Origin of the sequence: Pantoea osteomyelitidis (assembly GCF_044342975.1) — a bacterium.
GTDB lineage: Bacteria > Pseudomonadota > Gammaproteobacteria > Enterobacterales > Enterobacteriaceae > Pantoea > Pantoea osteomyelitidis.
Genome location: NZ_JBGFSN010000002.1, coordinates 172,366 through 185,369, shown reverse-complemented (window position 1 = coordinate 185,369; position 13,004 = coordinate 172,366). Strand labels below are relative to the sequence as shown.

Below are 13,004 nucleotides of genomic sequence, written 5' to 3'. Positions count from 1 at the left end.
TCACTCACCGGCAGATTGATTTCAGTGTTGAGGCTCTGGTATTTAAGCTGGCAATTATTTCACTGCCCGAAATTAATCATACCGTGAACTGGATCAAGCTGAATCGATTTAGGCATTTGGCGAGACGGCGAAACACGGCATAATGAACAGAGGAAAGGCGTCAGTCATGACCTGACCCGTTCCCTGGAATGAGTTATTCATTCAGGCGCATTTTTTGGTCAGCGACAGGCTATACCAGCGCACCTGGACAGGCTAAAGTGACGGCTCCAGGCTAGACTTTAGATCCATAAAACCAAACCTGATAAAGTTGGGGAAATAGAATGTTCCAGCAAGAAGTTACCATTACCGCACCTAACGGTCTGCATACCCGCCCTGCTGCGCAATTTGTGAAAGAAGCCAAAGCGTTTCAGTCTGAAATTACCGTTACCTCTAACGGCAAGTCCGCCAGCGCGAAAAGTCTGTTCAAGCTGCAGACGCTGGGTCTGACCCAGGGTACCGTTGTTACGCTGTCAGCAGAAGGCGAAGATGAGCAACAAGCCGTTGAGCATCTGGTTAAACTGATGGCTGAGCTGGAATAACGCCGCTCAGTTTTTAACTAAACCGTCTCATTTGCCCCATTGAGTGCAAACATCTTGATCGCGGACAATCTGTCCGCGTTATTGCATCCGTAGAGTACACTTTCCAGAAAAATGGCAACGCATCGGGTCAATGAGCCATCGTGATAAAAAGGTAGGGTTATGATTTCAGGCATTTTAGCGTCACCAGGTATCGCTTTCGGCAAGGCACTGCTGCTGAAAGAAGATGAAATCGTCATCAACCGCAAAAAGATTTCTGACGATCAGGTTGAGCAGGAAGTACAGCGCTTTCTGGATGGTCGCAGCAAAGCGGCTGCACAGCTTGAGGCCATCAGAGTCAAAGCCGGTGAGACCTTAGGTGAAGAAAAAGCAGCGATCTTCGAAGGCCACATTATGTTGCTGGAAGATGAAGAGCTGGAGCAGGAAATCATCGACCTGATCAAGAAAGAGCACGCTTCTGCGGATGCAGCGGCTAACTCAGTGATCGATGGCCAGGCAAAGGCGCTGGAAGAGCTGGACGACGAATATCTGAAAGAGCGCGCCGCTGACGTACGCGATATCGGTAAACGTCTGCTGCAGAACATTCTCGGCCTGCATATTGTCGACCTGAGCGCTATTCAGGATGAATCCATTCTGGTGGCGAAGGATCTGACGCCGTCGGAAACCGCACAGCTTAATCTGAAAAAAGTGCTGGGCTTTATCACCGATCTGGGCGGCCGCACCTCGCACACCTCGATCATGGCGCGTTCGCTGGAACTGCCTGCCATCGTCGGCACCGGCAACGTCACCACCAGCATTAAAAACGGCGATTTCCTGATCCTCGACGGCGTGAACAACCAGGTTTTCGTCAATCCTGGCACTGAAGTGGTGGAAGAGCTGAAAGCCGTGCAGACTCAGTATCTGTCAGACAAACATGAGCTGGCGAAGCTGAAAGATCTGCCGGCCGTGACGCTGGACGGCCATCAGGTTGAAGTCTGCGCCAACATCGGCACCGTGCGCGATATCGCCGGCGCGGAGCGTAACGGCGCAGAAGGCGTCGGCCTCTACCGTACAGAATTCCTGTTTATGGATCGCGACTCGCTGCCAACGGAAGAAGAGCAGTTCCTGGCCTATAAAGCTGTTGCGGAAGCGATGGGCTCGCAGGCGGTTATCGTGCGTACCATGGATATCGGCGGCGACAAAGACCTGCCGTACATGAACCTGCCGAAAGAAGAAAACCCGTTCCTCGGCTGGCGCGCCATCCGTATCGCTATGGATCGCAAAGAAATTCTGCACGCCCAGCTGCGCGCTATCCTGCGCGCCTCGGCGTTCGGCAAGCTGCGCATTATGTTCCCGATGATCATTTCTGTGGAAGAAGTACGCAGCCTGAAACACGAGCTGGAAATTCTGAAAGCTCAGCTGCGTGAAGAGGGCAAAGCCTTTGATGAGACCATTGAAGTGGGCATTATGGTGGAAACTCCAGCTTCCGCGGTTATCGCGCGCCATCTGGCGAAAGAAGTCGATTTCTTTAGTATTGGGACAAACGACCTGACGCAGTATACTCTGGCGGTGGATCGTGGTAATGATTTGATTTCGCACCTTTATAACCCGATGACGCCCTCTGTACTGGGTCTGATCAAGCAGGTTATCGATGCTTCTCACGCCGAAGGTAAGTGGACCGGCATGTGTGGTGAGCTGGCAGGTGACGAACGTGCTACACTACTGTTATTGGGAATGGGGCTGGACGAATTCAGCATGAGTGCGATTTCAATCCCGAGCATCAAGAAAATTATACGTAACACCAATTTTGAAGATGCGAAGGCATTGGCGGAGCAGGCTCTGGCTCAACCCACAGCGGAAGATTTAATGAATTTAGTCAATAAATTCATTAAAGAAAAAACACTCTGCTGATCCGCGAGACGCTGGCCCAAAATTACTGCTTAGGAGAAGATCATGGGTTTGTTTTCTAAACTTTTTGGCGACAAAACAGAGAGCGCGTCCGGAACAATTGACATCGTTGCGCCTCTGTCAGGCGAAATCGTGAATATTGAAGACGTACCAGATGTCGTGTTTGCAGAGAAAATCGTAGGTGACGGAATCGCCATCAAACCAAGCGGCAACAAAATGGTTGCACCGGTTGATGGCACCATCGGGAAAATTTTCGAAACCAATCATGCATTTTCAATCGAGTCCGATAACGGCATTGAGCTGTTTGTTCACTTCGGTATCGACACGGTTGAATTGAAAGGTGAAGGCTTCAAACGCATCGCTGAAGAGGGCCAGAAGGTCAAAAAAGGCGATGTGGTAATCGAATTTGATCTGCCGTTGCTGGAAGAGAAAGCAAAATCAACCTTAACCCCGGTTGTGATCTCAAACATGGATGAGATCAAAGATTTGATCAAATTAACGGGTCAGGTCACCGTTGGGGAAACGCCGGTTATTCGCATCAAGAAGTAATACCGGACAGTAAAAAAACGGCACCCACGGGTGCCGTTTTTGTTGGCGCTTATGTTGACTGCCAGTGTGGCAGCCGTATCGTCAACTCCAGCCCGCCTTCGGCGCGATTCACCGCCTGCACCTCGCCGTGATGCGCTAACACCACCTTGCGTACAATGGAAAGGCCGAGCCCGTAGCCTTTGCCCAGCAGCGGCGTATTGACGCGCACAAAGGGATCGAAAATGCTGGAAAGCTTATCCTCATCCACACCCGGCCCCTGATCGCAAATGCTTATCGCCAGCCAGCGGCTTTCATGTTTCAGGCGCACACGGATATGATGTCCCGGCAGCGAGAAACGCAGCGCGTTACGCAGCACATTTTCAACGCCGCGCCGGATCAGCTCCGCATTGCCGCGCACGGTGTAGTCTGTGTCGTCATCCGTCTCAAAATCGATCAGCACGCCAGGGATTTGTGCCTCATAGCGCACATCGGTGACTACCGCTTCCACCAGCCCGGTCAGATCGAAATATTGCTCATCCGGCATGCTTTCATGTTCCGCCCGCGACAGGGTCAGCAGCTCGCCAATCATCTTATCGAGCCGACGCGCCTCCTCATCGATGCGATCGAGCGAGGCCTCTACCGTTTCAGGCGTCTGCCTCGCCAGTCCGGTGGCAAGCTGCAAGCGCGCCAGCGGCGAGCGCAATTCATGAGAGATATCATGCAACAATTCTTCGCGTGCGCGAACCAGTACGCCCAGCCGCTCGACCATGGCGTCAAATTCCTGCGCCACGATCGACAATTCATCGTGTCGCCTGCGCATCACCGGGAAAAGCCGCACCGAGAGATCGCCATTGGAGACGCGGGCAAAGCCTTCACGCAGCTGGCGCATCGGCCGCGTCAGGTTCCAGGCGAGCAGCAGGCTGAACAGCAATCCTACCGAACCAGCGAAAACAAACATCGGTTCAGGAATATTAAGAAAATGGCGTCGCTCTTCCATGCCCATCGAGCTGTCTGCACGCAGGCCCTTCACGTCATAACGCAGCTCATAGGTTTTGCCATCGGCGCCTTTTACCCAGCGCACAATCACATCGGGAAATTTCCCCTGGAAAGGCGGGTTAAAATTCTGCGGCGGCGCGTTGACCTCTTTCAGCGGCTTGTCATGCTGGATCACAGAAAAGAACTGGCGATCGTTGGGTTCCCAGTCCGCCAGCATATCTTCCAGCGAAGCTGGACCGCCCCGCTCCAGCACCGATCCCGCGGAAGCCATTTGCAGATTGACGATGCGCCGTATCGCCACGATTTCCGGCGGTTCATGGCGATTTCCGATAAAGGAAAAGCCCAGCCACAGCAGCTGGCTGATAATCACAAATACCAGCCAGAACCCCAGCAGGATCTTCCAGAACATCCGTCCGCGATAGCTGTGTTTCATCGAATGCGATAGCCGATACTGCGCACGGTTTCGATATTTACGCTGTCAGCGGTCAGGGCGGCCAGCTTCTGGCGGATATTGCTGATATGCACATCCACGCTGCGGTCATAGGCTTCACGCGGGCGGCCAAGCCCCTTCTCCGACAGCTCATCTTTGGATACCACGCGATCGGGCGCGCGCATCAGCAGATCGAGCAGGTTAAACTCTGATGCAGTCAGGTCAAAGGCTTTACCCTGCCACTCGGTGATGCGCGTGGCGGGATTAAGCGTCAGCTCGCCCCAGCGCAGCAGCTCTTTTTTGTCCGGCAGCGGCGCCTGCTCTTCAAACCGGCGCAGCACCGCACGCAGGCGCGCCACCAGTTCGCGCGGGTAGCACGGCTTCGGCACATAATCATCCGCGCCCATCTCAAGACCAATGACGCGATCGATGTTATCGCCCTTCGCCGTCAGCATAATCACCGGGATGCGGCTGCTCTGGCGCACCTGGCGCAGCACGTCAATGCCGCTCATGTCCGGCAACATAATATCCAGAATCATGGCGGTATAATTGCCGGAAAGCGCGCCTTCCACGCCCGCCGTGCCGTTCAGTACCAGCTGTGCATCAAAGCCTTCCGTGATCAGGTACTGGCTCAGCATGGTGCCCAGCTCCAGATCGTCATCAACAAGCAGAATTTTCATCTTTATCTCTCATGTAAATTGTCGCTATTTTGTCCTGAGCGCGCGTTGCGTGCAGCAGGTTTTACGCGATCCTTACAGACCCGGCCTCAGACAATTATTCAGGTGACTATAAACAAAAATGGCCTGCGATCACCATAAAGGCGAGCACAGGCCAGATAATCTGTGGGAAAAAGGCTTAGCCGTAGACGCCGGTCGAGAGATAGCGATCGCCCCGGTCACAGACGATCGCAACCACTATGCTGCCGGGCTGGGCCTGCGCGACGCGTAACGCGCCCGCCACTGCCCCGCCGGAGCTGACGCCGCAGAAAATGCCTTCGCGCTGCGCCAGCGCACGCATGGTGTTTTCCGCTTCCTGCTGCGACATATCCATGATCTCATCTACCAGTTCGGGACGGAAAATGCCCGGCAGATAAGCCGCAGGCCAGCGACGAATGCCTGGAATGCTGCTGCCCTCGCTGGGCTGCAGCCCGATAATCCGTACCCGTGCATCCTGCTCTTTCAGATAGCGCCCCACGCCGGTAATGGTGCCGGTGGTGCCCATGCTGGAGACGAAGTGAGTTAAACGTCCGTGCGACTGCTGCCAGATTTCCGGCCCGGTAGTGCGATAATGGCCAAGAGGATTATCGGGATTATTGAACTGATCGAGAAGTTTGCCCTCGCCACGGGCAGCCATCGCCTGCGCCAGATCGCGTGCGCCTTCCATCCCCTGCTCGCGGCTGACCAGCACCAGCTCGGCGCCGTAGGCGCGCATCGCCGCCTGCCGCTCCTGGCTCATGTTCTCCGGCATCAGCAGCCTTAACGGATAGCCTTTCATCGCTGCGATCATCGCCAGCGCAATGCCGGTATTGCCGCTGGTTGCTTCGATCAGCAGATCGCCTGGCTGAATATCGCCACGCAGCTCCGCCTGCTGGATCATCGAATACGCGGCGCGATCCTTTACCGATCCGGCAGGATTATTTCCTTCCAGCTTCAGCCAGACTTCGCTGCCGTTGGCGGGTGTCAGGCGCTGCAGTTTAATCAGCGGAGTATTGCCGATGGTCTGTTCCAGAGTCGTCACGGTATCTGTTCCCGGTAAGAAAAGGCGCAAAAAAGTCGGGCGGGAAAAGTCCCGCCCGAAGAGATGCTTATCGCCTCGTCAAAATATCAGGCGCTTTCGGCAAAGGCAACCGCGCGCAGCGGCGTTGCGCCATGATAGAGACGCGCCTGTTGCAGGCCGACAAACAGCCGTTCGCCGCGAATCGGCGCCGTCTGGTCGCCTTCGAACACAATAGTAATCGGCTCACCCTGCCAGCCTGACGGCTGCGCCACCAGCTGCCAGAAATGGCCGCGCGGACTCACTTCCAGCACCTGCACCGGCAGCGGCGTTTCCAGACTGCTCTGGCGGCTGACGTCAACCTCCCACGGCCGCAGGAAAAGTTCCACTGCGCCCTGATGCGCCGGCGTATAGCCGAGCGGCCAGCGATGAGCGCCGACGTGGAACTGCGAGCCGTGCACTTCGCCGTCAAAGCGGTTAACTTCGCCGAGGAATTCCAGCACAAAGCGGGTAGCCGGATCGCGCCACACCTCGTCGGGTGCGCCAACCTGCTCGATATTGCCCTGACTCATCACCACCACACTGTCGGCGACTTCCATCGCCTCTTCCTGATCGTGAGTAACAAAGACGCTGGTGAATTTCAGCTCTTCATGTAGCTGACGCAGCCAGCGGCGCAGCTCTTTACGCACCTGCGCGTCCAGCGCGCCGAACGGCTCATCAAGCAGCAGAATCTGCGGTTCCACCGCCAGGGCACGCGCCAGCGCCACACGCTGTCTCTGACCGCCGGAGAGTTGTGCCGGATAGCGGTTGGCGAGATGCGCCAGCTGCACCATTTCCAGCAGGCGCGTCACGCGCTGTTGGATTTCCGCGGTAGAGGGACGTTCGCGACGCGGCAGCACCGTCAGGCCAAAAGCGATGTTGTCGAACACCGTCATATGGCGAAACAGCGCATAATGCTGGAACACAAAGCCGACCTGGCGATCGCGCGCATGCACGCGGCTGACATCCTTGCCGTTGAACAGGATCCGGCCGCTGTTCTGATGCTCCAGCCCGGCGATAATGCGCAGCAGCGTGGTTTTTCCTGAGCCGGATGGCCCAAGCAGCGCTACCATCTGCCCAGAAGAAATATCCAGAGAGATGTCGTTCAACACCCGGGTACGGCCAAAGGCTTTGTTGATCTGGTTAATCTCAATGCTCATGATTTTCCTCCTGTTGCAGACGTTTATGCTGATTCTCCAAACGCCACTGCACAATGCTTTTCAGAAACAGTGTGACAATCGCCATCAGGGTCAGCAGCGCGGCGGCGGTAAACGCGCCCACAGTGTTGTAATCCTGATGGAGTAATTCAACCTGAAGCGGCAAAGTATAGGTTTCGCCGCGGATCGATCCTGAAACCACCGACACCGCGCCAAACTCGCCGATGGCGCGGGCGTTGGTCAGTACTACGCCGTAGAGCAGCGCCCAGCGAATATTCGGCAGCGTCACGCGGCGGAACATCTGCCAGCCCGACGCGCCCAGCAGCACGGCGGCTTCATCTTCATTGCTGCCCTGACTGAGCATCACCGGCACCAGCTCGCGCACCACAAAGGGACAGGTGACGAAAATAGTCGCCAGCGTCATGCCGGGCCAGGAGAACATCAGCTGAATGTTATGCGCATCCAGCCAGCCGCCTGCCGGGCCGTTCACGCCCCAGAACAGCAGATACATCAGACCGGCAACCACCGGCGACACGGCGAACGGAATATCAAACAGCGTCAGCAGCAGCTGCCGTCCGGGAAAGGTGAAGCGCGTCACCAGCCAGGCAAGCAGCGTACCGAACACCAGGTTAACCGGTACGGTAATCAGCGCTACCAGAATCGTCAGCCAGATGGCGTGCAGCATATCGGGATCGATCAGGTTGCTGAAGGTGACGCCCAGGCCTTTATAGAGCGCTTCCCAGAAGATCGATATCATCGGCACCACCAGCAGCAGAATGGAGATCAGCGCACCGGTGCCGATCAGCAGCCATTTGCCCCAGTTGAACGGCTGACGCTCAACGTTGAGTTGCGATACCTCAGCCATCAGTGACCTCCCAGGCGGCGGCCAAAGCGGCTTTGCAGGGTATTAATCGCGAACAGCAGCAGCAGCGAGGCGGCAAGGATCACCGAGGCGATGGCGCTGGCGGCCGGGTAATCAAATTCCTGCAGACGGACAAAAATCATCAGCGACGTTACTTCCGTTTTCCAGGCGATATTGCCGGCGATAAAGATCACCGCGCCAAATTCGCCGAGGCTGCGGGTAAACGAGAGCGCGGTTCCGGCCAGCAGCGCCGGCGCCACTTCCGGCAGCACCACGCGGCGGAAGCTCTGCCAGGGTGTCGCGCCCAGGGTTTGCGCTGCCTCTTCATATTCAGGCCCTAACTCTTCCAGCACCGGTTGCACGGTACGCACCACAAACGGGATGCTGGTAAAGGCCATCGCCACCGCAATGCCGAGCCAGGTATAGGAAACTTTGATATCAAAATGCGCCAGCCACTGACCATACCAGCCGCTGACGGAAAACAGCCCGGCCAGCGTCAGGCCCGCCACGGCGGTAGGCAGCGCGAACGGCAAATCCATCAGGCCATCCAGCAGCACGCGGCCAGGAAAGCGATAGCGCGTCAAAATCCACGCCATCAGCATGCCGAACACCGCGTTAAACAGCGAGGCGACGCCCGCCGAGAGCAGCGTCACTTTATAGGCGGCAATCAGCTGCGGGTTGGTGATCACCTCCCAGTACTGCGTCAGGGTCATGTTGGACAACTGCATCAGCAACGCGCTGATCGGCAGCAGCAGGATCAGGCAGGTAAACAGCAGGCTGGTGCCGAGGCTCAGACCAAAGCCGGGCAGAACGCGTTTATGGCTTGCCGCAAACATTAACCACGCCCCGCTGCGAGTAATTTGTCCAGTTCACCGCCGCTGGCGAAATGCGTTTTCATCGCGTTATCCCAGCCGCCAAAAGCCTCTTCCACGCGGAACAGGTTGGTCTGCGGAAAACGCGCTTTTTGCTCTGTCATCAGCTGCGGGTTGTTCACACGATAGTAAAAATCCGTAATGATTTTCTGCGCGTCCGGCGTATAGAGATAGTTCAGATAAGCTTTGGCCGCGTCAGTGGTGCCGTTGTGCTCGACATTCTTGTCGACCCAGGCCACAGGGAACTCGGCAAGAATATTGGTTTTCGGCACAATCACTTCGTAATCGTCTTTACCGTACTGATTACGGATATTATTCACTTCCGATTCAAAGCTAATCAGCACGTCACCCAGACCGCGTTCCACAAAGGTGGTGGTGGCGCCGCGGCCGCCGGTATCAAACACCTCGACGTTTTTCAGGAACTGCGTCATAAAGGCCTCGGTTTTCGCCTTGTCGCCGCCGTCCGCTTTGTCCGCTGCGCCCCAGGCAGCCAGATAAGTGTAACGGGCGTTACCGGAGGTTTTCGGGTTGGGGAAAATCAGCTTGACGTCGCCGCGCGTTAAATCCGCCCAGTCATGAATCTTTTTCGGGTTACCTTTACGCACCAGAAACGCCATGGTGGAGTAAAACGGCGAGCTGTTGTTCGGCAGGCGCGCCTGCCAGTCGGCGGGGATCATATGTCCCTTGTCGTGCAGAACCTGCACGTCGGTCACCTGGTTATAGGTCACCACGTCGGCGCGCAGTCCCTGCAGGATCGCCAGCGCCTGTTTGGAGGAACCAGCATGTGACTGTTTGATGGTGAGCTTGTCGCCCGGATGGCTGGCATCCCACTGTTTTTCAAATGGCGCGTTCAGGGCAACGAACAGCTCGCGCGACACGTCATACGAGCTATTCAGCAGTTCAGTCGCCTGCGCCGCGCTCGCCAACGTCAGCGAGAGCGCCACACCGCTTACGATCTTTTTTATCGTTGGAAAGGTCATTCAGCACCCTGAAAATTGATCCGGCACACGCCAGCCGTACGACCAGTTTATTTATAACTCAGGGAAAAGCTGTAACGGTTTTATATATCGTTTGATGATTTCAAAGTCGAAAAAAGCATAAGCTTGCGGCAGAGGTTATGCGGAATACGGCATTAACGGAAAGCCCGCGCCACGGGCCGTCTGAGTGGGCAAACAGGCAGACATAAACCTGCCTGTCAGTGCTTACAGCGCCAGCGGTTTTTCCACTGACGGCGAGAGGGAAAAGCGTCGCAGCTTTTTTGGAGATTAACGCTGCCAGATAATTTTGCTGAGCGTCCAGCTTTTCAGCGTATCGTCCGACGGCATCAGGCCGTCCGGTCCATGCCATGCGCCGCTGTAGACGTAGCGGATATGCTGGCTGCCGGGCGCTTTACACTCCACGTCGCTGTTATCCATGCCTGTGGCTTTTTGACAGTGGTTAAAGGCTTTGCTGAAGGTATCGCTGAACTGGCTGCCGAGACGGGGACCGTTGGCGCTGGCGATGGCGCGGTCCATGACTTCGATGCGCTCCACGCTGCTCTGACCGTAAATCACCAGCTTGACCTGATCGTCATCCAGCGCCTGCCAGAAAGTGATCACCTGACCATTTTGCCCGCGCATGCCCTGGCGCAGCTTATAGTCGCCGTTCAGTCCGTCATCAATCGCCTGCTGCGTCATGGCGGTGCTGCTGCTCAGGCCGCCAACCCCCTGCTCCGTGACATCCAGCGAGGAGCCGAACCAGTTCCAGGGGGCCATCGCCGACCATGAAATCTTACTGAAGGGATTCCACCAGCTGCCCTGGTTTGCGGTGCCGGAACCGGAACTGGCGCAGCCAGCCAGCAACATGGCGGCGATAAGAATCGCGGGACGAACAGCTTTCATGGAAACTCCTGTTAACGAAGTGCAAATTGCGAATCAGGTTGGAGTCGCAAAGCAGCAAAAAGTTTAGCTGTGATTCTGATCCGGCAAAAAACAGTCACGCAGACGCGCATTAAGCTGTAACCAGATAAGCGCCAGCAGATCGAACAGGCTGAGCAGCAGCGGCAGCGGCGACGCCTGCATATCGCCCTGAAACAGCTGAACGCCCTGCCAGAGCAGATTAATCAGTAGCGACAGGCTCAGTACGCCGCGCCAGGCCTGCCAAAGGCGCGGCCAGCGCTGACGGTAGCCGGTGAGCAGCAGCCCGAGCGCCGCCGGGACGCCGAGCGCCAGCCCGAGCCAGAAGCTCTGCCGGTCGGGATAAAACAGCGCCAGCAGATCGTTGCCCTGCTGCCGGGAAGCGCCCGCCATCAGCAACAGCAGCCAGGTACGCGCCTGGAGCAGCAGGATAAGCCAAAAGAGCAGCGGCAAACGCAGCTGCCCTTTGGCATCGTAGTCGTCGGGGAGATATTTCAGGATCATGGGCGGAGGCAGACAGCTGAATAATTAATATTCACGATCTTCAATCAGCCGCTTGCCCATCACCACCGAATCGCCAATTTCATAATCGAGCTTTTCATAGAAGCCGAGCACAGCGTCATTCTCTTCACGTATCATCAGATTGATTTTCGGGCAGCCGCGCGCAATCAGCTTTTTCTCCAGCCGGTTCATCAGCGCATTCGCGAAGCCGCGTCCGCGATAGTCGGGATGCACGCCCAGGTAGTAGACCGAACCGCGATGGCCATCGTAACCGCCCATCAGCGTGCCGACGATTTCGCCGCCCACCACCGCAACCAGGAAGAGATCGGGATCGTGGTTCAGCTTACGTTCGATATCCATTTCCGGATCGTTCCATGGCCGTAGCAGATCGCAACGCTCCCAGAGCGTGATCACCTCTTCAAAATCTTCCTGGCGGAAAACACGAATTTCCATCATCGTTACCCAGCGGTTAAGCACAATTCGCTGATTATCACGCATTCTTTTCAGGGTGCAACCCTGGATTCGGCGTCTGAAAGAAAAAAGCGACGATTTTTCTGTTAGCGACCTGAAATAGAAAGTAAAGCTCTGAAATGGTTCCGGGGTCGCGGACGGCCAGGTGTTACGATATAACACTCGGCACGCTTCTCTGTTCGGGACCTGCATATGAAAAAAATCGCGTTACTCAAGCGGTTGACCAATCGTCGACAGCTTCTGCTCTCCGGCCTTGCCCTTGCCATTCTGTCGCCCCGCGCGATTCAGGCAAAAGAGGAGAATGCCGATCTGCGTCTCTCCTCAGGTCGCAGCCGCCCGGCGGCCCCGGCGAGCAACGGTAAAAAAATTGTGATGATCGATCCCGGCCACGGCGGCATCGATTCCGGCGCGGTAGGCGAAGAGGGATCGGAAGAGAAGCATATCGTTCTGGCGATTGCGGATAGCGTACGCCAGCTGTTGCAGGATCATCCGCGGATCGAAGTGCGTCTGACGCGCGACAGTGACCATTTTATTCCGCTTTATCAGCGCGTAGAGATCGCCCATCAGCATGGCGCAAACCTGTTTATGTCGATTCACGCCGACGGCTTTACCAGCCCGGAAGCCAACGGCGCCTCGGTGTTCGCCCTCTCCAATCGCGGCGCCAGCAGCACCATGGCGCGCTACCTCTCCGAGAGGGAGAACGCGGCGGACGAAGTAGGTGGCGTAAAGGTCGCTGAGAAAGATCACTACCTGCAGCAGATCCTGTTCGACCTGGTACAAACTGATACCATTAAAAACAGCCTGACGCTGGGCAAACATGTGCTCGATCAGATCCGCCCGGTGCATCATCTGCACAGCCAGCATACCGAACAGGCAGCGTTTGCCGTGCTGAAATCCCCCTCGATTCCGTCGGTGCTGGTGGAAACCTCTTTTATTACCAACCCGCGTGAAGAGCAGCTGCTGGGCACCAGCGCGTTTCGTCATAAAATCGCCTCCGCCATTGCTGACGGCATCGTCAACTATTTCGATGAGTACGATCGTCACAATCGGCGGCCAGGTTAGGTATAATCGCGGAAAA

Annotated in this window: 14 protein-coding genes; 4 read left to right on the top strand and 10 right to left on the bottom strand. The window is 56.3% G+C overall.

Annotated elements, in window-relative coordinates; translation table 11 throughout:
* Positions 1 to 320 precede the first annotated feature (320 nt).
* The 3 genes from ptsH (at position 321) to crr (ending at position 3,011) form a co-directional block, all read left to right on the top strand.
* Complete coding sequence (gene ptsH / locus ABU178_RS02000; protein ID WP_007889063.1) at positions 321 to 578, top strand: phosphocarrier protein Hpr; 258 nt, start codon at positions 321 to 323, stop codon at positions 576 to 578.
* Positions 579 to 737: 159 nt separating this feature from the next.
* A complete protein-coding gene (gene ptsI, locus ABU178_RS01995) occupies positions 738 to 2,465 on the top strand; it encodes a phosphoenolpyruvate-protein phosphotransferase PtsI (protein WP_397211472.1) in 1,728 nt (575 codons plus the stop codon).
* A 42-nt stretch (positions 2,466 to 2,507) separates the two neighbouring features.
* Entirely contained in the window at positions 2,508 to 3,011 is a 504-nt protein-coding gene (crr, locus tag ABU178_RS01990) for a PTS glucose transporter subunit IIA (RefSeq protein WP_397211470.1), read from the top strand.
* 49 nt (positions 3,012 to 3,060) lie between these two features.
* On the opposite strand, the gene ABU178_RS01985 is transcribed toward crr, so the two are convergent.
* The 10 genes from ABU178_RS01985 to ABU178_RS01940 form a co-directional block, all read right to left on the bottom strand.
* Complete coding sequence (locus tag ABU178_RS01985) at positions 3,061 to 4,419, bottom strand: ATP-binding protein (protein ID WP_397211468.1); 1,359 nt, start codon at positions 4,417 to 4,419, stop codon at positions 3,061 to 3,063.
* Complete coding sequence (locus ABU178_RS01980) at positions 4,416 to 5,096, bottom strand: response regulator transcription factor (protein ID WP_397211466.1); 681 nt, start codon at positions 5,094 to 5,096, stop codon at positions 4,416 to 4,418. The genes ABU178_RS01985 and ABU178_RS01980 overlap by 4 nt, the downstream gene beginning before the upstream one ends.
* 175 nt (positions 5,097 to 5,271) lie before the next feature.
* On the bottom strand, positions 5,272 to 6,153 hold the full coding sequence (gene cysM / locus ABU178_RS01975; protein ID WP_397211464.1) for a cysteine synthase CysM: 882 nt from the start codon (positions 6,151 to 6,153) through the stop codon (positions 5,272 to 5,274).
* 86 nt (positions 6,154 to 6,239) lie between these two features.
* Positions 6,240 to 7,328 carry a sulfate/thiosulfate ABC transporter ATP-binding protein CysA gene (gene cysA, locus ABU178_RS01970; RefSeq protein WP_397211462.1) on the bottom strand — a complete coding sequence of 363 codons (1,089 nt, stop codon included), beginning with the start codon at positions 7,326 to 7,328 and terminating at the stop codon, positions 6,240 to 6,242.
* Positions 7,318 to 8,190, bottom strand: coding sequence for a sulfate/thiosulfate ABC transporter permease CysW (gene cysW, locus ABU178_RS01965; protein ID WP_397211460.1), 873 nt, complete (start codon positions 8,188 to 8,190; stop codon positions 7,318 to 7,320). The genes cysA and cysW overlap by 11 nt, the downstream gene beginning before the upstream one ends.
* Positions 8,190 to 9,023 carry a sulfate/thiosulfate ABC transporter permease CysT gene (cysT, locus tag ABU178_RS01960; RefSeq protein WP_397211458.1) on the bottom strand — a complete coding sequence of 278 codons (834 nt, stop codon included), beginning with the start codon at positions 9,021 to 9,023 and terminating at the stop codon, positions 8,190 to 8,192. The genes cysW and cysT overlap by 1 nt, the downstream gene beginning before the upstream one ends.
* Positions 9,023 to 10,039, bottom strand: coding sequence for a sulfate ABC transporter substrate-binding protein (locus ABU178_RS01955; protein ID WP_397211456.1), 1,017 nt, complete (start codon positions 10,037 to 10,039; stop codon positions 9,023 to 9,025). Before ABU178_RS01955 ends, cysT begins: the two co-directional genes overlap by 1 nt.
* 285 nt (positions 10,040 to 10,324) lie before the next feature.
* Positions 10,325 to 10,939: an RpoE-regulated lipoprotein gene (locus ABU178_RS01950; RefSeq protein ID WP_397211454.1), complete on the bottom strand. Its 615-nt coding sequence runs from the start codon at positions 10,937 to 10,939 to the stop codon at positions 10,325 to 10,327.
* Positions 10,940 to 11,002: 63 nt separating this feature from the next.
* Positions 11,003 to 11,458 (bottom strand): DUF2919 family protein, encoded by a 456-nt coding sequence (locus tag ABU178_RS01945; protein WP_397211452.1) that lies wholly within the window; start codon positions 11,456 to 11,458, stop codon positions 11,003 to 11,005.
* A gap of 24 nt (positions 11,459 to 11,482) precedes the next feature.
* Positions 11,483 to 11,908, bottom strand: coding sequence for a GNAT family acetyltransferase (locus ABU178_RS01940; RefSeq protein ID WP_312242415.1), 426 nt, complete (start codon positions 11,906 to 11,908; stop codon positions 11,483 to 11,485).
* Between the two features lie 210 nt (positions 11,909 to 12,118).
* Between ABU178_RS01940 and amiA the strand changes: the two genes are divergently transcribed.
* Positions 12,119 to 12,988, top strand: a complete 870-nt coding sequence (gene amiA, locus ABU178_RS01935; protein WP_397211450.1) for an N-acetylmuramoyl-L-alanine amidase AmiA — start codon at positions 12,119 to 12,121, stop codon at positions 12,986 to 12,988.
* Positions 12,989 to 13,004: the final 16 nt, after the last annotated feature.